Genomic DNA, 22129 nt, shown 5'->3' on the forward strand with positions numbered 1-22129 from the left:
AAACTACATGAGGAACGAACCGCAAAGGGCGCATTCGCGCAGCGTCTCGTCAGAGAAGGACACAAAGAAAGAAAGGAAATTTGGTGCGGCCTCACAAATAAATTGTATAAGCAAGTTCGTAGTAAGGACTTTAGTCCTTATTTTCTAAGCACTAAAGTGCTTACTACAAACCGAGGTGTTAATTACTTCCGAAAAATTTCTACTTTTTGTAACACCACTTCTTGATTTGGACGATCTCTAGTCGTAGGCACATTAGCGATCTTGTTGACTATATCTAGACCTTCGACAACTTCACCAAAAACACTGTGTTTGTTGTCAAGGTGAGGTGTTGGGGCTTCTGTAATAAACCATTGCGAACCATTAGTACCGCGTCCAGCATTAGCCATCGACAGGATACCTGCACCAGTGTGTCTCAATTCAGGATGAAACTCATCCTCAAATTGATATCCCGGGCCACCAGTACCCCATCGGCTGGCTGTATCTAGATAACGACTCAGAGGATCGCCACACTGAATCATAAAATCAGGGATGACTCGGTGAAAGCGAACCCCATCGTAAGCTGGAGTCCCCTTACTAGATTCACCAGTTTTAGGGTCTTTCCAGTCGATTGTTCCAGTTGCTAGACCGACAAAATTTTTCACGGTATTAGGAGTTCGTTCTTCCTCCAAACGAACTACAATTTCACCCAAGGAAGTAATTAAACGAGCGTGCAGCTTGCCATCACCGGGAATATTAATTTCTGGAAAACTCATGAGGTATCCTATTTTAACAAGTGCAAGTATTTGACCTAAGATAAGCTTATCAGCATTCAAGTTACAGGTTCACAGATTATGAAAAAACTGAACCAAGGAAACTTTAGAAAACCAATATTTTACTCTGGCAAATTGATCGCGGGATTCCGGCTAAAGAATCCTCTAGGGACTAGCTGAAAGCCAACTCGGTGAACAGGCATCACCGGCCAATCTTCCGATCGCGGAATATGAGTTACGCCCATTGTGTACCACAGTACGATATCTTCACCCATCAAGGCTTCATCATCTGCAATATATTTTGGTAAACCCTGCCCCGGTTGAGTTTGGTTAGGATAATCGCCGCCAGCATAAAGTTCACTAGGTTTATATTTTGTTACCCAGACGTGATGATTCGCAAATTCTGCCCGTTGACGGATTTTCGAGCCTTCCACGGGTAAAAACATGGAGTTTCCACCAGGCATCAGCATATATCCAGGTGCAGCACCGAGAGGATTCTTTTTGTCTGCACTAACAATCATCCACTCCCGACTGCTTTTGAGATCCAAATCGCGCACAGCCACCGTTTCTTTTGTGAGTGGGGTTTCTGAAAGTGCGATCGCATTTCCTAATGGATTTTTCTCACCCATCGGCAAAGCTTTCACGTTCATTTCCATCACAGAATTAGCTTGCCCATCGACATCGAAATCTAGGCGATAGTTGAAAAAGTGCTGATGATTTACTCCGAAGATATTCTTAGCAATTAACCTACCGTGAGAATCATCCTCAGATTGCTTTTGAGCAGCCGTTCCCTGCGCCAGCACGATACCTGTTAACTCATTTTGGACTTCCAAAGTCCCATCCTGGTGAAAGATCCAATTGATGCTGTAATCATAGTTGTCAATAGCCGCAGTCATCGACATCACTAATTCTCGATTCCGACGGACATCATTACGCTGAGTATTATACTCATAATGCTTCCAAAGCATTCCGTTATCGCGCTCGTAGATACCGATAACCCCTGGTATTTTATAAGGTTCTCCCTGCTCATTAGCAAATACAGCATTTAGCAACAAGCCATTTTCGGGAATTTCCTTACCCAATTCCATCGTATTTGCTAGTAAACCTAAGTTGTATTCTCCAACATCAAAGGCATTTCTAAATGACCAAGTAGGCTCAGGATCGCCATAAGGTACTACCATTTCTGAGAGGCTAGCGCGGTATAAAACTGGTCGAATATTTTCCCCGTCTTTGTACGTCACTTGGTACAGCATTAATGCATTACGAGGATGCATTGAATAGCGAAACTTCCAACCTTGCCAGCTAATTTCATTGTCTTTAATCTGGAAACTTTGACCATTAGGTTGGAGAATCTTCAATGCTTTCAGTGGTGAAAGTAATTTGCCCAAGGACTTGACATCGTAGTTCCAATTTTCTTTAGAGAAAGGTATGTTTCCTTTGTCAACAAAACTGGCAATTTTACCCGTGTTCAAATTTACCGTTGCTACCACTCCTTCAATGGGACTACCGTAATAGTTCCAGGCTTTGCCTTTGTAGTAAGATAATCCCCGACAAAGACGATTACCTGTTGCTTCTTCCTGTTGACTCAGGATTCCTGGCGCCCACCAACTAATTTTGACTTGCTCAAAATCGGTAATTCCCCGCCTTTGCATCGCTTTTTGCCATTGAGGATCGGCTTTAACTACCTTAGTTGCTAGTTCATATTCGGGATTGACGATCGCAGGTTGAACAGAAGGTATTTCTTTCCAAGAACTTAAGGTTTTGCTTGTTAGATCAACAATTCCCTCAAATGTTTTGTTTTGCGATCGCTCATAGATTACTAAGAAAACTTTTCGCCCAAAGGCTTTACCAGGTGTAAATTTCAAAACTTCTTGTTTATCTGGTTCTTGTAAAGCAATCAGTGGGAAAGCTGCCATTTCACTCAAAGTTTTTTCTCTTTTGATGACCGAAACGGCTGTACTAATTTCTGCCTCAGTTAGCGAAGTCAGAGGATGGGAAATCGAAGCCTGTTGAGCCGTCAATTTTTCCATTAATCCGAGTGAGATAGAAATGGCGAAAATAAGAGCAATAGCTATCCAAAAAAGACGTAGCCTCTTAATCATCCCTTTACATTATTCCAACAAACGTATAGTTATTTATTTCTAAGCAATAGCTGAGAAACCGATAGATTAATAAACTAATGCCAAATTAATTTTCTAAGAGTATCCCTAATCATAAAACCCATCAGTCTAATCAATTGTTAGGTTTACATTCAAACCTGGGAACACTGTATACAGGTATTCATAGAAAATTGGAGTACACTGTCATGCAGCAAGCAAATTCAAGTGTCGCATACATTCTTTGGTGTTTGTGCTTCTTTGGTATCTGTGGTGGGCAAAGATTCTACACCGGACAGGTTACTAGTGGTTTGATATATTTCTTCACAATTGGTTTTTTTGGGATTGGTCAACTAATCGATTTGGCTCTCATTCCTGGTATGGTTGACCAGCGAAATCTTTATCTGCGTGGGTTACAGGGTAGTGGAACCCCCAGTGTTAATCAATCAATTACATTGAACATTGGTGATATTCCCCAACTTCAACAATTACAAGGGATACAGCCACAACCTTTATCTACAGGTAGTCCAATGCAGAAACTGCTCAAAGCTGCAAAGGAACATAATGGGCAACTTTCCATTGCTCAAGCGGCTATGTATACTGAGCTAGAATCAGAGCATCTGAAAGAGTTGCTTCAAGAGGCAACGAAGATAGGGTACGCTGAGATCAACAATGATCCAAATACTGGAGCTATCCGTTATCACTTTGATGTGTAAGGTTTAGAAGTAAACAGGACTTACGCAAACAATAGCTAAAACCCTGATTTTTAGGTAGGGGCAATTCATGAATTGCCCCTACAGCGTGCAGTTTTGCGTAAGTCCTAGTAAATATTGATATGCTATAAGCTATTCCATATTTAATTTATATATAACTCAAACTAATTTATAATTCATTCTGACTTTTTGTCGGCATCTCCTGTAATCTGAACAAGTCGATGGAGATTATCACCACTGATTTGATACGCTCCCCCAAAACCAATTACAAAACGACCTTCACTGGGAGTTAGTTGGAAAATCCGAAAGTCAGACAAGCCTCGCAAAACCTCGATAAATTGACCAAAGTGCCCTTTAAATTGCTCAACAATTTGATTCCACTTGTCAGTTTCACGCTCGATCAAAGTTGCTGTACAATCAAAACTCAAACGACGACGGGCAAAAATTAGATTACTCTTAGCTTCATCCTCGATAAACAAGACACTAACATGAGGATTGGCATTAAGATTTTTGGTATGAGTCGAAAGACCACTGACATAAATGTAGATATTCTTACAATCATCCATTACAAAGGGAGCATAACTAGCATTGGGTATTGCCTGGGCGCTCACGGTGCTAATGATTACACTCTCGAATGCTTCAGGAAATTTTTCGTACTCAGCTTGAATGTTTTCAAGTTGACTCATAAGTAAATTACCGCTCGATTAGGAAGACCTAATTAAGTATCGTAACGTGATTGAGCGATGTCTAGGCCCCATAGAATGCTCAAAAATAAAAGCGTAGGCGCAGCCCGCCGACGCTAATTGTTAGATTACAAATCCAATTTAAGCAGCAACAGGTTCCAACAATTTAATGTCAGAGAAGATAAATTCCTGAGTAGAAATTTGTCCTGCTGTTTCGGTGCGAATCTCCCGACGATTTAGGATGAAATAGTCACCCACCTTTTCATACTCATCAATAAATTCGCTTCTACCGCCCTTTTGTTCCCCAGTTTTCGGGTCATGGTACACAGAGTCATAGCTGTGTGACAGGTAGCCTTCCCCAGTGTCATGACTGGTGAAGGTGTCAATGGTCACAAAAGTACCGTGGATTAGACGGTGAACATGACATACTTCATTATTGCGGACTTTGTATTTATCACCCTCAGCCTTACCACCCATTAAAAGCTCAACCGCGCCAGTTCCGTCAGTTTTGCCATAGCTAAAGGTGTTGGCGCTGTGAGTGTCTTCAAAGCTGCGGCGGATGCGATGAATTGCTATTTCCCATGCTTGACCATGAATTGCTTTTTGGGCTGACTCATCATCTACATCCAAAACTTCGGCTTTGAGATTGGCGTTGATGATAACGTTGCCTGTAAACACTTTATCGTCATGCTTAAAGGTAATATTTGCGGTATAACCGGGAAAATTCTTGTCCCAAGTATAGCGGTTTTCATAAGCAGCCCGGAAAAGTTCCTGAGCAGAGAGTTGTGTAACTGTCATGTGCTTCTCCTAGTCGCTACTGTAAATTAGCGTTTTAGTTTTATTGGTACTAGCATAGAAGTAATTGTTGAGGCTTGGATAGTCCCCAACTGGGTACACTTATGGCTAATTCTCTCCACGCCGTATTTCATGCGATCGCCAATGTCCAAAATGAGCAAGAATTAAGACTAGCTCTCACGGATCAAATTGGCGAGCATTTTCGCGTGCAAAATTGGGGTATTTATTTCCTAGATGACGAGCCAAGCACTGATATTAATGTTCCAGGCATTCCCGCAGTCTGCTTAGAGAGCAATCCAGTGGGGCGCTACGTGGTTGAGCGTCATGCTCCCGCTCATGAGCAGTTATTATTATCACCAGGAGATTGGAAGCATTTTTGCTCGCGTTCGGATCACGAACACGTAATGACTGGACCAATTGTTTGCGATGGTCATCTTGTCGGAACGCTTAACTTGGCTCGTGACAAGGGAAATCCGGCCTTTAATGGCAACGATTTAGCCGACTTGAGCGCTTTATGCATTCATTTGTCAGCAAAAATGGCGACTCTACGGGCAAGACCAAAAATATCCAATACCCTTTTAGTAAGTCCTTTAACAGCCCGTGAGTTACAAATTGCCGAGTTGGTGGCCCAGGGGTTAACCAATGCGGAAATTGGGGAAAAACTTTGGATTACGCAAAATTCCGTCAAACAAGCTTTGAAGAGAATGTTTCGGAAGTTGAAGGTTTCGGCGCGTGCAGAAATGGTGGCAAAGCTACAAGATATACAAGTTTCATAAGATCCCCGACTTCTTGAAGAAGTCGGGGATCTTAGCCTCTCGGTATTTGCAAATCAAATAGGATTGCTATAAAATCGTTGGACTAAATTAAATAAAAACTTTAGTTTTTGACAGTTTTCTTTTTTGGACAATAGTAATATAAGTCTTTAACAATTAAGACTTGGTGATCATTTAAGTAAGTTCTAGAGAACTTAGTTAGTTTTTTAACAGGAGAAGTAGGGTGCTTAACAACCTTCATCAGTTATTATCCCCCCGTAAGTGGGCAATTTCCCTCGCGGGCTTAGGCTTACTTCTCGGTTTGGGCTTTCTAGCCAAGCAAACTCAAGTAGTATCAGTTACAGACTCTCGATTATCATCGGCTCAGATTCACAAAACCTCCGAAAACTCTCTTTTGTCGCAACTCAGAAAAGTTCGAGAGCAAAGAAGTCAACTTAATGCGGCTTCTGGAGATAGAGAGATTTTTTCCCATAAGAGCGGAAAAACAATATCTACAACCACAGCAATGGTTCCAGGTGATCAGGGAGCCACAAAAGGCGCAGAAGTTTTACCAAAAGCCAGTTTTCCTGTAAAAGATGGGATTTACCTCTATGGTCAATCCCAAAAACCAAACCAGCTTGGTCAAGGTTATATCATATTTCAAAAGCGGCAGGACAAGGTAACCGGTGCATTGTATATGCCCCAATCAGAGTTGAATTGTTTTCAGGGTACAATCAACCCATCAGGAGAGTTGGCGATGACGGTTAATACTTCGTCAAATGAAGCCAGTTCTGAGCAGTCGAATCAGGTAGCTACAACCAATAGACTGCCCAAGGTTAATGATGATGAGTCAAATTCTTATGCTTACTCACTGGCTCTGCAAGACTTTTATCGCTTAAATTCTATCACTGCTAGCGATCGCCGCACGTTGCAAATGTGCAAGTAATCTCTAACATCTTGATGATGAATAATGAGTTTTTGACAGCAACCTGAAATGGTACAGATCCCTGCTAAATCCCTGACTCTAAGTGAATTCCTGGAACTGTCAGAGACAGAACCGGCCAGTGAATACATTGATGGGCGGATCATCCAAAAACCGATGCCACAAGGAGAACACAGCGCCATTCAGACCGAGTTAGCACCTGCAATTAACTTGGTAGTAAAACCCAAACAGATTGCACGGGCTTTCTGTGAGCTTCGCTGTACCTTTGGCGATCGCTCAATTGTACCTGACATTTCTGTGTTTATGTGGGATAGAATTCCCCGTAAAGAAAATGGTGGGATTGCTAACGTTTTCTCAATTGCCCCAGATTGGACAATTGAAATTCTATCTCCCGATCAAAGTCAAACTAAAGTTACCAAAAATATTCTGCATTGCCTAAAGTATGGAACTCTTATGGGATGGCTGATTGATCCTAAAGAACAATCCGTCTTTGTCTACTTGCCAGATCAACCAACCACTTTTTACGAAGAACTAGGAACACAGTTACCAGTGCCAGAATTAGCTAAAGATTTCAGTTTAACAGTAGAAGGTTTATTTAGTTGGTTGCTGGATTAATTGTTTTTGCGATCGCTAGCCCGCGCCTCGATCGCCACTGTTTTGAATGTAACGGCGCAAAACTGAGTTAATCAGTGTTTTGTACTCTGCACCTTGTTTACGAAACCACGTTATTACTTCCGAATCTAACTCAATCAAGTCACTGGCTCGTGTTGCCGGAATTCTCAGCGTGGCATTTTCAAAAAACTCATCACTCAAGGGTGGAATGTCTGAGTAATCAATTTCCTCATCTGTCATCGCCTCTAATGCAGCCCAATCAGTATGTGAGGTATTGTTCAAGTCGTTGGCGCTCATATCGGTTTGCCCTTCGTGCTGAGATAATGCGGACTATGTTGTTCTGTCGTTCTGTCCAAACGACAACCGCCACACCGTTGCCTAAAAAGCCGATTCCGATCCAGCGATCTTCGCCATAATCAAAACGCTCATCAAGCTCAATCAGCATGGAATTATCAAACATTCCGGGGACATCTGCAAAATCAATTCGATGTTTACGAATATTTTCAAGATTTTTTGTTTCGTCCCACTCAAACTGCATGAAGGCTTAATGAACAATACACAAATAGTTAAGTCCATTATCGCTTATTTCAGATGAATGATAAATCCTGCGTAGGCGTAGCCCGTCGTAGACATCGCCCTATCCAAAGTTGAGGCAGAAGTTGCAAGTGTTGAATTGCTGCCAAATTTGTGATTGCCGACGTATCGCTGATAATAATCACAGCCTTCCAAGCTCTCGCAGATTTTTCAAATCCAATTCAAAGTCCTCAACGTCGTAGGAGTAGAGAGGGATGTTTCGCTGCTTGAGGAGTTGGCGAAAGGTGTTGGGTTGCATATCCGCTAACTGACTGGCGTAGCCTATCGTTAAGCGTCCTGTCTGGAATAGGAACAGCGCAATTTCTTGACAAAACTCGCTTGGGGTAAGCTGAGATGCTTGTAGAATTTCGTCTGAGATTACAACACTCATGGCAAGGCTAGTTTACCAATTATAACTTTAGGGTAGCCCAAGAAACCTCAAACTACGTTACGGTGCAGTAGCTTTGTTAGACTGCGATCGCTTCATTACTCATCTGCCAACCACTTTTCGTAGTTGCAACTCATCAGCTTTTGCTTAACCGAATCAATGATCTCATCTGAAAAAGTCGTCATTGACCCAACTCGATAGACATCATTTAGGACAATGTGGTAATCTTTGCCCGTATAATCAGCAATAACTTGAGCTAAACTGCGATCGGACATATTTGTGTAGAGTATTGAAAGCATTGGTAAATATCTCTGCTCATCAATGCCTTGGGTAAAAGCACACTGAATCAACTGATAAGTGCTTGCTAAATGGGCTGGGGCTGTCTTCTGCATAATTCAACTATGTAGATTTACGAAACATAAAAGTCAATGCTCCAGGGGCTGATTCAAAACCATGTTTTTCATACCACTTTTTACGATCAAAACCGTCAGGAGCAACATTATCTCCTGGTCTTTCTAAAACAATATCTATCTTCTTAATTTCCCAGAGAATTTGGCAAGTTATTTCTAATAATTTACTGCCATAGCCTTTCCTTTCAAATTCAGGGAAAATTGAAATATTATCTAGATACCAAGCATCACCCTTATATTTATTAGGATTGCAGATACTTGTACCTAAACGAGTACCATCATACCTAAAAAGTCCATATACTAGCATTCCTTGCTCATATTCATTAGATACTTCTTTAAAAATAAGATTTTCGCCGTTAAACTTAAATTTTATCAAAATCATGTTCTTCTTACAGAGTTTTATTAGTTCAGAATAACAAAATATAATCTTTTTTAATTCAGTGTAATTTCTTAATTTAGATATGGCTAGCTCAAATAACCTTATTTTTTCTGTATAGCTAGTTTTTATATGAAAAATTCCCTTAGACAACAGCGAAAAACTGTGTTAAAAAGTCTGTCAGCCTTTATATCAAAGAACAACGACATTGCAACGCTTGCTGAAGTAGTATTTGATATTCTTCATCCTCAACTCGATAAGCGCCAAATCTCTCCAAATGAGGATTCATCATTTGGGCATCAAAAAATACAAATTCCCTCTGACGCAATCTTTCCACCAACTTTACCATCGCTACTTTTGAACCTTCAGGAATGCGGTAAAACATCGACTCGCCAATGAAAGCGCCACCAATGACAATCCCTAAAATTCCCCCAGCTAATTCGTCACCCTGCCAAGTTTCAAAACTATAAGCATAACCATTCTGGTAAAGTAGCAAATAAATCTCTCGTAATTCCGGTGAAATCCAAGTTGTGTCTCTGTCAGCACACCCAGCCACCACAGCCTCAAAATCACGATTAATCGCCACAGCAAACCGCTCTTGATTGATCACGCGCTGCAAAGACTTGGGGTAGCGAAACCGTTCATCCAAAGGAATCAAAGTTCGATCGCGACTTCCGTACCAACTCAGGCGATCGCGCTCATCAGCCATGAGAAAATAGCCTTGTGCATAGCCCTCAACAATAGCGGCGATATCATATTGCATAGATAAATATAAAAAAACACTAGAGAAACGCAATTTGATACTAACAGTCAACCTCAGCGTTCCTCTGCGTTTCCCTCCGCGTCCCTCTGCGTTAAAAAAAAGATGACTCAACCAATTCCACCCATCACCCTACCACCGCCTGAAAATCCGTTACTCGAAGGTGAATGGTTACGAGAGCGTTTACAACGGTGGCTAGATACAGAATTTATCCCCGAAGCAGTAAACCAAAATATTGCCCAACGAGCCGCACAGATTTTTGTGCGTCAACGGATGGAAGGAGAAAATGACCTTGGTTCTTTGGTAATTGCCATTGTCACAGAAATGCAGTCCTATGATTTTTCCAATAGCTTTTATGGAGAGTTTGCGATCGCTAACGCCGTCAGCGATCTACTCTTAGAAAGTCTGGGAATTGATAAATGTTGTGGTCAATAATTTTGTCATTAGTCCTTTGTTATTTACCAATGACTAATGACTAATGACCAATGACTTTTAACTACCAACTAGACTTAACAACTCCAGGTAAAAGACCTTCATGTGCCCATTCCCGCAGCACGTTCCGAGACAACCCAAAATCCCGGTAAACACCTCTAGAACGACCAGTCAACCAGCAACGGTTGCGGTGACGGGTGGGCGCACTATTCCGGGGTAGCTGTTGAATCTTCCGGTGGATTTCCAGCTTATCCAGAGGAGATGCTGCACTTCTGAACTCTTCTAAAAGAGCTTCGCGCTTGTCAGCATACTTTTCTATCAATCTGGTGCGCTTTTTCTCGCGCTCAATCAAGCTCTTTTTTGCCATATATTCTCTAACTTATTTAAAGACACCATTCCCCATTCTACAGTCTATCCATCAATTCTGTGGTTACTTGTGTCGCTTATCCTACAACCACTGGCTGATTAGCAGCAGGACATAAATCGGCAAGCTCACAAGCAACGCAGACGGGAGAGCGGGCTTTACAAATAGCACGACCATGATAAATCAGCCGAATTGACCAATTTTCCCAATCAGGCTGAGGCAATAAACCCATTAAATCTTGCTCAATCCGAACGGGTTCTTTTGCTTGGGTTAAACCCAAACGTTGGCACAGACGCTTGACGTGAGTATCTACCGTCACGCCAGCATTAATGCCATAGGCATGAGCCAAGACTACATTTGCTGTCTTCCGCGCCACACCTGGAAGCTTTAACAACTGTTCCATTTGGTTGGGGACAACAGAGTTAAATTCAGTGACAATCATCCGACAGGCGGCTTGAATGTTCTTCGCTTTATTGCGATAAAATCCTGTGGAATGCACCAAACTTTCTAATTCTACCAAGTCAGCGATCGCTAAACTCGCAGCATCAGGAAACTTCCCAAATAAAGCTGGCGTAACTTTATTTACCCGTTCATCAGTACATTGAGCAGAGAGAATCGTTGCCACTAACAATTGTACAGGCGTTGAGTAGTTCAAAGAGCAAGTAGCATCTGGATAAAGACGCTTCAGACGAGCTAAAATTTCTAGCGATCGCTTCCTTAAAGGTAAAAGTTTCTTTTCCGTACTCCCTATTTTCACTGGAACAATCTTTGCACCCATTCCAATTGGCTAGTTAATTGAGTAGTTTCTTTGACGATCAGAAAAATTCCTAACCCTAAGAGTAACACCAAACCGGTTTGCATTACACCTTCTTGAATGCGTGCAGGTACAGGCTTACCGCGCAAACCTTCAATCAGCAGAAAAGCAAGTTGTCCGCCATCCAAAGCTGGTAAAGGCAAAATGTTGATAACAGCCAAGTTAATGCTGATAATTGCGGCAAAAGACAACAGATTCACACTATTATCCTCAGCTAATTTTGCACCTATTTTGACAATATTAACTGGCCCAGAAACTTGTCCAGCAGTTTGTTGAAAATTGGTAATTAACTGTCCGAACCCGCTCAGAGTTCCAACAAATAATTGTTGAAATCTATTAGCAGCAATGCCGAAAATTTCCAAAGGACTATTAGGACGGCGATAAACTGCTGTAGCATTTGGACTGAGTGCCACACCAACTACACCTTTGCCATCGGCTCCCAATTTTGGTGTTAATTTCAGGGTTTGTTGTTGGTTTTCACGCAGAATTTTCACTTCGATTTGCTGATTAGGATGAGTTTGAATTTCTTTTGTCAGCAAAGGAGTTGACTTTTCAGAAGCCGGGAGTTCTTGACCGTTCACAGCCAGAATAATATCTCCTTCCCGAATTCCTGCTTGATAGGCAACAGATTCTTGATTAACAGGCTGTACGGCGACACCAGCTTTATAGTTTAATTCCTTGGGAATACCAACAATACCCAATTGCAGAGCCAACACCAAGTAGGCAAATATTAAATTGGCGATTACTCCGGCACTGATAACGATCGCTCTGTCTAAAACTGGACGGTTACGCAGTAGATTTGGGTCATTGGGTGGAATATCGCTATCGGGGTCATCATCCGGGAAGCCGACAAAGCCGCCCAAGGGAAAAGCGCGGATAGCATATTCGGTTTGTGAACCTTGGTACTTAAGAAGAACTGGGCCAAAACCCAAAGAAAAACGGTTAACGAGAATACCTTGAGAACGTGCTGCAACAAAATGTCCCAACTCGTGTACCAAGATCAAAACAGCCAAGACTGCGATCGCTGCTAAAACTGACATAAACTAAATTAGTGAAGATATTAAGATATGGTTATCTCCATTCTAATTGGGCATTGAGTATTGGGCATTGGGCATTAGTAAAAGACCAAGGACTAAAGACTAAGGAACTTCCAAATTAAAAAACATCCAAAAATCTCATCCAATAATCCTCTCTCTTCCTCATCTCTCTCTTCCTCATCTCTCTCTTCTTCATCTCTCTGTGCCCTCTGCGCCTCTGTGGTTCGTTTTCCTGGAAATCCCTAATGACAAATTACAAAACTTCCCGCCCTAAATAAGGTTTCAACACTTCTGGTATCCTCACCGTTCCATCAGGTTGTTGATAATTCTCCAAAATTGCTGCCATTGTCCGTCCCACCGCCAAACCCGAACCATTCAGAGTATGTACGAACTGAGTACCTTTCTTCCCCGCTTCCTTAAAACGAATATCAGCCCGTCGCGCCTGGAAATCTATAGTATTAGAACAGCTAGAAATTTCGCGGTATTTACCAGAAGAGGGCAACCAAACCTCTAAATCATAAGTTTTGGTAGAGGCAAATCCCAAATCTCCAGTACTTAAATTTACTACTCTATAAGGCAACTGCAACGCCTGTAAAATTGCTTCTGCATTACCCACTAATTTTTCCAGTTCATCAAAAGAAGTACTGGGTTCGACAAATTTCACCATTTCCACCTTGTTGAACTGATGCAGGCGAATTAATCCTCGCATATCACGCCCATAGCTACCAGCTTCGCGGCGAAAACAGGGAGTAAAAGCGCAGTGGTAGATAGGTAAATCTTCAGCAGCGAGAATTTCACCCCGATAGAGATTTGTAACTGGAACTTCCGCCGTCGGAATCAGCCACAAATCGTCATCAGCGCATTTAAAGCTTTCTTCAGCAAACTTAGGTAACTGACCGGTCGCCGTCAAAGACTCAGTATTCACTAACAGAGGCGGACTCACTTCCACATACCCAGCTTGAGTATGGAGAGACAGCATAAATTGAATTAATGCCCTCTCCAATGCCGCACCAGCGCCTATCAATGTCACAAATCGACTTTGGGCAACTTTGACAGCCCGTTCAACATTGAGAATACCTAGCTTTTCGCCAATTTCCCAGTGAGGGAGAATATTTGGATTTTGGGGAATGTACTCATCACCCCAACGGCGCACTTCTACGTTATCTTCCTCATTCTTACCAATGGGTGTAGAGTCGCTTGGTAAATTGGGAAGTGCCAACACAAGTTGGATAATTTCAGCTTTGAGTTCTTTTTCCTGGGGTTCCAGTTCACTCAACGTAGCTTTGACAGAGTTACCTTCATCCCGCAAAGCTTGAATTTCTGAGTCTTGAGGACTGATCCCAGATTTAATCTTTTGCCCAACTAATTTACCGATTTCGTTGCTACGGGCTTGGAGTTGACTACGCCTTCCCTCAAGTTCCCGTTGTTGACGATCTAACTGTAATATCGGTTCAATGTCGTATTTACCACTACGACTATTCAATCGTTCTTGAACTAATTGCGGATTTTCCCGTATTTGCTTGATATCCAGCACAGATTTTTCTCAGTTTTTAGCCTATTATCTTCTTGTCAAGACAGTTAACACACAAGCATCCAGCATATATTAATTTCGGTTTCCTGTGACTGCAAAAACAAAGTTTGTTTGAAAAATCAGTCTCAATTTTAATTTTTAATTGCTTATTGTGGTTTGTTAATGCGATTGAGTAGCCAAAGTGACGCCACAAGCCCGGCAAAATGGGCTGAGACAGTGTTGGTGTTTGCCTGTACTACAAGCATATCTAGACCGCTAATAATTCGGGTGGGGTCAAAAAATTGGGTAGTTATCGCTTGAGGCGATATGGATCTTGCTACCAGCGTTCCAACGATCGCTTGCGCCCCCAAAAGAGTCACCAGCGTTCCCCCTAAATTCACCCACACCCCTAAGCGTAATACTTGCACAGTCTCGCTTTTCCGAGGGCGGTTGCTGGCATTAGAGGATTCCAATTGCTTGCCAATTCTAGTGTAACGGTAAGCTAAATAAATGCCCCCACCCAAAACAACCAGTCCACAAATTGCTAAAAACACACCAAAGCCAGTCCCCGGATTATTACTAGGACTGCCAGTTTTTTGATTAAAGACGGCGAACAGCAGCACAATTATGCTAGAAACAACGCCTAGTACTAGCTGAATCCAGAAGCTAATCCAACCTGTAAGACGAAAAGTTTGGGCAATTGCCCTAAGAGTTGAGGAAGATGATGGGGCATCGGGAGTTTGTGACATAGTTAGTGATCACCAGCTGGGCGCTTAATTAAGGGACGCGGGGACAACGTGAAAAGTCAGGTTTTCTTTCCCCCGTCTTTGGGTCTTCTTTGATAAATTTACTATCACACTTGCCATAACAGACAAGAGATTCTCTTGTCGAGGAAATTAGTAATAGTTACTACTTAAGTGTTTCCACTGACGTAGGAGCTTTAACCCAGACATATTCCATAGCCTAAGCTTGGAGAATTTGCATTGGGAAAATCACTGTAAAAAAAAGTGTTTATTAACATTTACAGACAAAATAGCATTTTACCTGTAAAATTTCTTCGATGGCATTTTATTGCTTAAGCGGTTCTAATCAGTTCGGCATCACTTGACACCAAGATAGTGAGTTCGCCACTGTCTGTTCGCTCCTCACCACACCGTATCGAGCTTGAGTCGGGGTACACTATTTTGTGCCCCTAAAACTCCCAAACTCGTCCCACAACTTTATCGGCGTGGGTAATTATTTGGTGTTTACGCAATGGATATCTAGTCTAAGTAGCTTGATCTATATTACTGACTTACCAGTAGCAGTGTATACTGACTACAAGGATTGTAGACCTTACCCTAAGGCATTTTTTTAGCCATTCACTAACCATGAAACTTGAGGATATATATCAATTTTTTGAGAATCCTCCGCCAACTTACCTTTGTCAGGAACTAGCAGTTTGTTACATACTGTCTGTTTTATTACAAGGTGAATCCTACGGAACCGAGTTGATCGAGCAATTAGAAACTGAATATCCCATCTATCGGCTTTCAGATACCGTACTTTACAGTGCAATCAAATTTCTGGAAGACCAAAGGGCAATCACTGGATATTGGAAGAAACTCGAAGGACGGGGACGCCCCAGGCGGATGTACCAAGTTTCTCCCGAATGGCAAGTTCAAGGACAGGATTTAGCTTTTCTTTGGCAAGACTACATTAATGGGAGGACAAAGTAATACCATTTTGGATTTTGGATAAGTCCCTGGTAATCGCTTTTTAGCACTCCATTTGTCGCAATCATTGTTCAAATTGGTATAACGAATAATTGATAATGAATAAGTCTCCTCCAGTCAAACACTAACAATTAGTTATGGATACTGCTATTCTGCCATCTACGTTTCTGCTAACCTTGTTGTTATCGGTTGGGCTGTTTTTCTTTATTCGTGCCTCGACTAAAGACCGCACAGAAATAGCGCAACTGGTATCTGAGCAAGATGAAGCTGCTTTAATGTCTCAATTAAGAGAGTATTTTCGATCGCGGTCTTACCGAGTGGCAGCGGTAAACCGAGAACAAAACCAGGTGACTTTTGAAGGTAATGTTCGCCCTAGCTGGTTCTTAGCGATATTTCTAACTTTACTGGCAGCGACTGGGATTATTTGTCTATCTCTGGTTATATCCCTGCTTTTTCCTAGCCTTAGTACCCTTGTTCTGGCTATGGTAGTGTTGTCGCCTTTAAGTGGTCTATTTTATTGGCAAAAATCTGGAAGACTTGAGAAGGTGTCGCTCAAAGTAGAAACAACTCAGAGCGAACAAACCTGCTCAAGTAAGATCACTGTAGCCGCCCATCGAGATGAACTCAGTGAGTTACAGAGGACTCTACAGCTAAAGCCTGGGAAATAATTGTTGCTTTTTATGACCATCTTTTAACTATGAGATGCAGACTTCTGACCTAACCTACTCTTTAGGCAATGGAAAGTAGGAAGGAGGAAATCAAGACTGCTGCTTTGTCAATCTTCCCCACGATACAAGTCGTGGGGAAAAAATTTAAATTCATTAACTTAAATCTGTTGACAGAGCTTCCCTAACAATCTACGGCATCAGAGCGCAATTTCACTAGCGCTTTTGAAGGCGCTTGGCTCTATACCCAATCCCTTCTGCATCATCAAAATAGTATCAACCCATGCAATCTAGCGTGGTTTGAGACAAGTTTACTTTCCAACTACCTGGACTAGATTTACTGGCAATCAGCTACAAACTAAAAAAAAATTAAATTTTGCATAAACTTAGCAATTTTGCCAGTTAATTATAGTCAGGAGCCACATTCAATGCCTAAGATGACCATTTATGGTTCACCGACTAGCTAAGGCAAGAGGTTCTTGACCTGGTGAAGGTTCTAACACCCTCAAACTAGGAAACAAGAAATGGTTTTCCTCTACGTATTGAGCACCAAACAGTCCCTTTTCTGCCCAGAAATAACGATCTGTTGTGTGTTCGTTTCGTTTTACGAGTAGCAACGCCGGTGGCAAAATACCTTCAGCTTGAATGAATCTTCTCGCTGCTGTCACAGGCTTTTCTTCGCCACTCTCGATGCTATATTGAGGCACATGTTCCAAAATTCGCCGTCCTTCTTGACGACGGCGACTCTTCCTTTTACGTCTCCTTGCCAATTTATTGTCCTCCTCTTTCAAGCTATAGATTGTAGTAATAGCTACAAAATCCGTCGTCATTATATAGGTTCTAGTTCAAAATATCAATAGTTTTTAACCTTTTAATATAAGAAAGTTAATATCTTTGAAGCTAGACAAAACAAAATCACCTAAGAATATAATCCCTCGGTAGAAACCATCTCTAAGAAAATTTTAGTTAAGCTTTATTAAATGAGTGAGGTAAAAATTAAGTATCCTCTCTTACATCATGCCTCAAAATCTATAATCTTGAGCAAAAGCTAAAAATGTTAATGTCTGCCAGTTCCGATTTTCTTGCTCTGTGTCGAGAGCAAATAGCGCTGCTAACCCAGGGGCTGGGAGCAACTTTAAGTATTGTGTACTTAACACAAGAGTTGGTAGAAACTGCTTCCGGCGATGCAAAACTTATTCCTGTGGTGATTTATCCAGAAACAGCATTATTGCCGCCAGGGGATGAAACTGCTGAGGTGACAACATACAAGCAACTTCAAATTGGAAACGCCTTTATATTACCCAACGATCAGAGAAGATTATTAACAGCAGGGTCAGAATCTCCAACCTCGCCACGGGAGTCGGAAATACCAGATGCTTCTCAACCTCATCTAAAAGAGGAATACCTACTTAGTGGCAACCAAATTGTTTTACCTCTGGTCTATGAAGGTGTGATGATGGGGTTACTGGTGACGGGTAGGAAAGACCGGGCATGGAATGAACATGAGGAAAGTCAGATTCAACGGATAGCCCAAACACTGGCGATCGCTTGTATTTTAGATCAGCGCCGAGCATGGTTTGAACAGCAGTTGCGTGAGCAACAAATTCTTCAAGAAAAACAGCGCGACTTGCTGGATAACCTGTTGCATCAGTTTCGTAATCCATTAACGGCGTTGCGGACTTTTGGTAAACTGCTATTGAAGCGACTACGACCAGCAGACGCTAACCGAGATGTAGCAAGTAGTATTGTGCGGGAAAGCGATCGCCTCCAAGAATTGCTGCAACAATTTGAGCAAGTAATTGACTTTACAGAGGTAGATTTAGCACCATTAAATCTGGCAGAAGATGAAGTATTTGTCGAAGCAACTATTCAAAAATCCGCTAAACCGCCACTATTATTGCCAGGAACGGGAGATAAAGCAGTTGACTGCTCCCTAGCAGATATATTAGAACCATTATTAATATCAGCCAAAGCGATCGCCCAAGAGCGAAAGCTAAAACTCATAACTGAAATTCAACAGAATTCATCCCTAGTACGTGCCAATGTCAAAGCATTACGAGAGGTATTGACTAACATTATTGATAATGCATTGAAATATACTCCCACTGGGGGCAAAATTTTGATCCAGGCGGGGGCAGAAAAAGCTAATTTTCAGGGAATTATCATCAGTGACAACGGGCCTGGTATTCCACCCCAGGATTTAGAACATCTTGGGGAACGGCATTATCGGGGTGTACAAGCGCAAACAGAAATCCCCGGCACAGGTTTGGGGTTAGCGATCGCTAAACAATTAATAGAACTTATGCAGGGCGAAATCGAGATTTTCAGCCCTGCAATCAACTCCAAGCTAACTTCAGCCGATGCGCCGGGGACTACCTTTATTATTTGGTTGCCGGAAGTTGGAAATTAGTTATGAGTTAGGAGTGAGGAGTTTTCAATTCATAACTCCTCACTCCTAACTTCTAACTCATAACTTCTCACTCCTAACTATTTAAGTGAAACCAACAAATTCTGATTGATTGTCATTTGTAAATCGGTATTTGGGTCAATAGCGATTAAGTCAACACTCTTCTTACCGAAGAATAGACCAATCAAGGCACCGATACCAGCACCACCCAAGACTTCTTCTGTGGCAATGGCGCGATCGCCTGTGACAGCAGAGACCGCAGCAGCTGCACCTGCACCCAATACAGTATCCTTGATAATTGAACCAGTACTAGTACCGTTGTTGACTCTTTCAGTTTTGGTAATCACTTCAGATGTAGCGTTGAGCTGATACTCTTGGCCTGTAGTCAAAACCAGTTTTTCGGCAACGAATTGAGAACCGCCTATAGCAGGTTTGAGTTGACCAATAACTTGACTACCAGCCGGAATCACTACAGATCCGTCTTGCGTAACCACGTTTTGAGATACTGTCAGTGTCAAAGGCGCTGTTTCGTCCTTTGTTACCAGAATTTTTTGTGCTTTGTCATATTTCACAGGAATAGCAGTCCCTTGGGCAATTGTGACTGATGCAGATGTTGGGGTAGTAGAACCGACAGCCACGACATAAGGCGAGTTAATTGCTGAGGCTTGATTAGAACTAACCAATGCTTGGTAGATAAAAGCTGCTACCTGGGCGCGAGTAGCAGTTGCAGTTGGATTCAGGAACTTGACATTAGGATAGTTCACCACAATTTGCTTTTCAGTTGCTGCTGCGATCGGGCTACGGGCATAGCTAGCGATGTTAGAACCATCGTTGAAGTATTGCAGAGTGCTTTCGGTATTGCCGCCAGGAGTATATCCCAGACCGTTGGCGAGGGAAACCAAAACTTGCTCACGGGGAATAGCTTGGTTAGGCTCAAAGCGATTACCAGGATAACCAGATAAGAAACCAATGGTATACGCTTGCCCAATAGCACTGGATGCCCAATAGTTGCTGGGCACATCAGTAAAATTGATTGTTTGCCGTTCCTGTGCTTTTTGGAAAGCTTTGTTGACCATCGCGGCAAATTGAGCGCGTGTTACCGGTTCTTCAGGGCGGAAGCTACCATCAGGAAATCCGGCAATTACACCTCTTTGAGACAATTGTTGAATAAATTGTGCCGCCCAATAGTTAGATGAAACATCAGAAAAAGTAGTTTGAGCTAAAGATGGCAAAGCTGTAATGAAGGGCGCTACAGTAGCGACTGTGACGCTCAAAGCCATAAGTGCAGATGTTGGAGATTGCCAACGATTTAAGTTAAACATTATTTTTTAATCCAGTGAGATTATTTTTTTTTACTGTTAATTAATTAGACATTTACTGAAGTATTAGGTTCCCAATTATTTCTGCTTTTAGTAAAAACCATTACTTTAGTAATACGGCGATAATCAAAAGATATCCGTAAAAAAAGTAGGTAATAGAAGTAGTGTAATTACCCTATTATCTCTTTACATAATTAAGTAGGTGGGCGAGAAAATTTATAACTATGTCATTGCGAATGCAACGGAGTGGAGTGAAGCAATCGCAAGGTTTTCACCTCTTTTACTTTTCGTTACATAGTTACGTTTATTTGTGCCTACCTACTTAAATAAGTATTCCCATAAATATAGATCCAGAGTCAGACGATACAGAGATAAAATAGTTGCTATAAAATAGATTTTTTAGGGTTAAAAATAAATGCGATCGCCCACTATAGTTAAAGTGGCGATCGCCTATGTAAAATGATTAAATTCAATATGGCGAGTTAATTGCTGAAGTTTGACACGACATAAGGCGAGTTAATTGCCGAGGCTTGATTAGAACTAACCAATGCTTGGTAGATAAAAGCTGCTACCTGGGCGCGAGTAGCATTTGCAGTTGGATTCAGTAACTTTACATTCGGATAGTTCACCACAATTTGCTTTTCAGTTGCTGCTGCGATCGGGCTACGGGCATAGCTAGCGATATTAGAGGCATCGTTGAAGTGTTGCAGAGTGCTTTTAGTATTACCGCCAGGAGTATATCCCAGACCGTTGGCTAGGGAAACCAAAACCTGCTCGCGGGGAATAGCCTGATTAGGCTGAAAGCGATTACCAGGATAACCAGATAAGAAACCAATGCTATAGGCTTGCCCAATGGCACTGGATGCCCAATAATTGCTTGGCACATCACTAAAATTGATCGCCTGCCGTTGCTGGGCTTTTTGGAAAGCTTTGTTTACCATCGCGGCAAATTGAGCGCGTGTCACCGGTTCTTCAGGACGGAAGCTACCATCAGGAAATCCAACAATTACACCTAGCTGTGACAATTGTTGAATAAATTGTGCCGCCCAATAGTTAGATGAAACATCAGAGAAAGTCGTTTGAGCCGTTTGAGCCGTTTGAGCTACAGATTGCGGAGAGCATCCCACTTTGATGAGTTCCTCTTGCAAAGTATAACTCACTGTCCCACAAGCAAAAGCTGCCAATTTAGGCTCTACATAAGTCCGCCTTGGTGGATTTTGTTTATCTAGGCGCGTCCAATCGCCAGATATTTTTTGTAGAGTGGGATGCTTACTTAAAAACTCTGAGTCTGCAACAATATCGTGAGGACCCTTAACACTTATCTTAGAGGTATTCATGTAGATATTATAATCATAAGTAACGTTTTGGTTTCTATTGCTATCATTAACATCCTTACCAGGAAAAGCATAGAGAATATTGTTTAGAATTTTTACGTCAGATGACATCCGAGCAAATATTTGTCCTCCTTTAATTTCTGGACTCTGATTATTTAAAACGGCTGTGTTATTTACAATATCAACATGATCGCTTATAAATGCATGAATACCCGATCCACCATTATTAAATGTCAGATTGTTTTTAACTAAAGTCCGTCCTTTATATGCACCCAAACTTGGGTTGTTCTGATTTCTTGAACTATCGATAATAATCCCATTCCCGTCTGTGATCTTTCCAACTGCAATCCAAGGGATGTACATTCGATTGTTGTAAGTCTTGTTGTTGGTGACAAACATCTTGTATCCCTGGTTGTTGTCAAAATTCCAATTGCTCAACATTGAAATGCCACTGCAACCATAAACGCTGTACCAAGCATTATCGAACACCACGTTACTATCTACTGTCACATAGTCCGATTGAATCGTTGAAATGCCTCCACCTCCACAATCATGTACCTTGTTGTTGAGAATACGTATATGGTGACTATGACCATTTTTTCGTCCATCCACGCTGATGCAGTTTCCGCTCGTCAGGGGGTTTGTTTTGTTAGTTTTCTGACTCATCGCATAATCAAGGGTT

Annotated in this window: 25 protein-coding genes and 1 pseudogene; 8 read left to right on the forward strand and 18 right to left on the reverse strand. The window is 41.9% G+C overall.

Annotated features, from left to right (window positions below):
* Positions 1-182: 182 nt before the first annotated feature.
* Together V7K50_RS28460 and V7K50_RS28465 are read right to left on the reverse strand one after the other, a co-directional pair.
* Positions 183-752 carry a peptidylprolyl isomerase gene (locus V7K50_RS28460; RefSeq protein ID WP_334966034.1) on the reverse strand — a complete coding sequence of 190 codons (570 nt, stop codon included), beginning with the start codon at positions 750-752 and terminating at the stop codon, positions 183-185.
* A 119-nt stretch (positions 753-871) separates the two neighbouring features.
* Positions 872-2851: a primary-amine oxidase gene (locus V7K50_RS28465; protein WP_334966036.1), complete on the reverse strand. Its 1980-nt coding sequence runs from the start codon at positions 2849-2851 to the stop codon at positions 872-874.
* 203 nt (positions 2852-3054) lie between these two features.
* Between V7K50_RS28465 and V7K50_RS28470 the strand changes: the two genes are divergently transcribed.
* Positions 3055-3561 (forward strand): NINE protein, encoded by a 507-nt coding sequence (locus tag V7K50_RS28470; RefSeq protein WP_334966038.1) that lies wholly within the window; start codon positions 3055-3057, stop codon positions 3559-3561.
* Between the two features lie 173 nt (positions 3562-3734).
* Here V7K50_RS28470 and V7K50_RS28475 read toward each other — a convergent pair whose 3' ends face one another.
* Positions 3735-4244: a HugZ family pyridoxamine 5'-phosphate oxidase gene (locus V7K50_RS28475; RefSeq protein ID WP_334966040.1), complete on the reverse strand. Its 510-nt coding sequence runs from the start codon at positions 4242-4244 to the stop codon at positions 3735-3737.
* 138 nt (positions 4245-4382) lie between these two features.
* On the reverse strand, positions 4383-5039 hold the full coding sequence (locus V7K50_RS28480) for a DUF3386 domain-containing protein (protein WP_334966042.1): 657 nt from the start codon (positions 5037-5039) through the stop codon (positions 4383-4385).
* 101 nt (positions 5040-5140) lie between these two features.
* On the opposite strand from V7K50_RS28480, the gene V7K50_RS28485 reads away from it, so the two are divergent.
* The 3 genes from V7K50_RS28485 to V7K50_RS28495 all read left to right on the forward strand — a co-directional run bounded on the left by V7K50_RS28485 (position 5141) and on the right by V7K50_RS28495 (position 7346).
* A complete protein-coding gene (locus V7K50_RS28485; protein WP_334966044.1) occupies positions 5141-5812 on the forward strand; it encodes a LuxR C-terminal-related transcriptional regulator in 672 nt (223 codons plus the stop codon).
* A 220-nt stretch (positions 5813-6032) separates the two neighbouring features.
* Positions 6033-6734, forward strand: a complete 702-nt coding sequence (locus V7K50_RS28490) for a hypothetical protein (protein WP_334966046.1) — start codon at positions 6033-6035, stop codon at positions 6732-6734.
* Positions 6735-6782: 48 nt separating this feature from the next.
* Positions 6783-7346, forward strand: coding sequence for a Uma2 family endonuclease (locus V7K50_RS28495; protein WP_334966048.1), 564 nt, complete (start codon positions 6783-6785; stop codon positions 7344-7346).
* Positions 7347-7361: 15 nt separating this feature from the next.
* Here V7K50_RS28495 and V7K50_RS28500 read toward each other — a convergent pair whose 3' ends face one another.
* The 6 genes from V7K50_RS28500 to aat form a co-directional block, all read right to left on the reverse strand.
* On the reverse strand, positions 7362-7640 hold the full coding sequence (locus V7K50_RS28500) for a BrnA antitoxin family protein (RefSeq protein WP_334966050.1): 279 nt from the start codon (positions 7638-7640) through the stop codon (positions 7362-7364).
* Positions 7603-7881 carry a BrnT family toxin gene (locus V7K50_RS28505; RefSeq protein WP_334966052.1) on the reverse strand — a complete coding sequence of 93 codons (279 nt, stop codon included), beginning with the start codon at positions 7879-7881 and terminating at the stop codon, positions 7603-7605. The genes V7K50_RS28500 and V7K50_RS28505 overlap by 38 nt, the downstream gene beginning before the upstream one ends.
* A 177-nt stretch (positions 7882-8058) precedes the next feature.
* Entirely contained in the window at positions 8059-8307 is a 249-nt protein-coding gene (locus tag V7K50_RS28510; RefSeq protein ID WP_190728164.1) for a UPF0175 family protein, read from the reverse strand.
* Positions 8308-8402: 95 nt separating this feature from the next.
* Positions 8403-8696, reverse strand: a complete 294-nt coding sequence (locus V7K50_RS28515; RefSeq protein ID WP_334966054.1) for a DUF3349 domain-containing protein — start codon at positions 8694-8696, stop codon at positions 8403-8405.
* 7 nt (positions 8697-8703) lie between these two features.
* Positions 8704-9243 (reverse strand): GNAT family N-acetyltransferase, encoded by a 540-nt coding sequence (locus V7K50_RS28520; RefSeq protein ID WP_334966056.1) that lies wholly within the window; start codon positions 9241-9243, stop codon positions 8704-8706.
* Between the two features lie 34 nt (positions 9244-9277).
* Positions 9278-9853 carry a leucyl/phenylalanyl-tRNA--protein transferase gene (gene aat, locus V7K50_RS28525; RefSeq protein ID WP_334966058.1) on the reverse strand — a complete coding sequence of 192 codons (576 nt, stop codon included), beginning with the start codon at positions 9851-9853 and terminating at the stop codon, positions 9278-9280.
* A 102-nt stretch (positions 9854-9955) separates the two neighbouring features.
* On the opposite strand from aat, the gene V7K50_RS28530 reads away from it, so the two are divergent.
* The gene (locus tag V7K50_RS28530) at positions 9956-10285 is read left to right on the forward strand and encodes a hypothetical protein (RefSeq protein WP_012410384.1); all 330 of its coding nucleotides are present in this window, start codon (positions 9956-9958) and stop codon (positions 10283-10285) included.
* A 61-nt stretch (positions 10286-10346) separates the two neighbouring features.
* Here the strand turns inward: V7K50_RS28530 and rpsN are convergent, their stop codons facing one another.
* The 5 genes from rpsN to V7K50_RS28555 all read right to left on the reverse strand — a co-directional run bounded on the left by rpsN (position 10347) and on the right by V7K50_RS28555 (position 14756).
* Positions 10347-10649, reverse strand: a complete 303-nt coding sequence (rpsN, locus tag V7K50_RS28535; RefSeq protein ID WP_292724399.1) for a 30S ribosomal protein S14 — start codon at positions 10647-10649, stop codon at positions 10347-10349.
* Between the two features lie 76 nt (positions 10650-10725).
* Positions 10726-11424 (reverse strand): endonuclease III, encoded by a 699-nt coding sequence (nth, locus tag V7K50_RS28540; protein ID WP_334966060.1) that lies wholly within the window; start codon positions 11422-11424, stop codon positions 10726-10728.
* Entirely contained in the window at positions 11400-12500 is a 1101-nt protein-coding gene (gene rseP / locus V7K50_RS28545) for an RIP metalloprotease RseP (protein WP_334966062.1), read from the reverse strand. The genes nth and rseP overlap by 25 nt, the downstream gene beginning before the upstream one ends.
* A 250-nt stretch (positions 12501-12750) precedes the next feature.
* On the reverse strand, positions 12751-14031 hold the full coding sequence (serS, locus tag V7K50_RS28550; protein WP_334966064.1) for a serine--tRNA ligase: 1281 nt from the start codon (positions 14029-14031) through the stop codon (positions 12751-12753).
* 143 nt (positions 14032-14174) lie between these two features.
* Positions 14175-14756: a DUF3611 family protein gene (locus V7K50_RS28555; RefSeq protein WP_334802619.1), complete on the reverse strand. Its 582-nt coding sequence runs from the start codon at positions 14754-14756 to the stop codon at positions 14175-14177.
* A gap of 621 nt (positions 14757-15377) precedes the next feature.
* Here V7K50_RS28555 and V7K50_RS28560 point away from each other — a divergent pair.
* Positions 15378-15725, forward strand: coding sequence for a PadR family transcriptional regulator (locus tag V7K50_RS28560; RefSeq protein WP_334802618.1), 348 nt, complete (start codon positions 15378-15380; stop codon positions 15723-15725).
* Positions 15726-15859: 134 nt separating this feature from the next.
* Positions 15860-16390: a cofactor assembly of complex C subunit B gene (locus V7K50_RS28565; protein ID WP_334966066.1), complete on the forward strand. Its 531-nt coding sequence runs from the start codon at positions 15860-15862 to the stop codon at positions 16388-16390.
* A gap of 449 nt (positions 16391-16839) precedes the next feature.
* Here V7K50_RS28565 and V7K50_RS28570 read toward each other — a convergent pair whose 3' ends face one another.
* Positions 16840-17157, reverse strand: coding sequence for a DUF3155 domain-containing protein (locus V7K50_RS28570; RefSeq protein ID WP_041566316.1), 318 nt, complete (start codon positions 17155-17157; stop codon positions 16840-16842).
* 284 nt (positions 17158-17441) lie between these two features.
* On the opposite strand from V7K50_RS28570, the gene V7K50_RS28575 reads away from it, so the two are divergent.
* Entirely contained in the window at positions 17442-18797 is a 1356-nt protein-coding gene (locus V7K50_RS28575; protein ID WP_334966068.1) for a GAF domain-containing sensor histidine kinase, read from the forward strand.
* A gap of 77 nt (positions 18798-18874) precedes the next feature.
* Here V7K50_RS28575 and V7K50_RS28580 read toward each other — a convergent pair whose 3' ends face one another.
* The gene (locus V7K50_RS28580) at positions 18875-20116 is read right to left on the reverse strand and encodes an S-layer homology domain-containing protein (RefSeq protein WP_334966070.1); all 1242 of its coding nucleotides are present in this window, start codon (positions 20114-20116) and stop codon (positions 18875-18877) included.
* A gap of 494 nt (positions 20117-20610) precedes the next feature.
* Positions 20611-21246, reverse strand: a pseudogene (locus V7K50_RS28585) (S-layer homology domain-containing protein); the annotation flags it as partial.
* Positions 21247-22129: the final 883 nt, after the last annotated feature.

The sequence above is a fragment of the Nostoc sp. genome (assembly GCF_036917135.1).
Lineage (GTDB): Bacteria > Cyanobacteriota > Cyanobacteriia > Cyanobacteriales > Nostocaceae > Nostoc.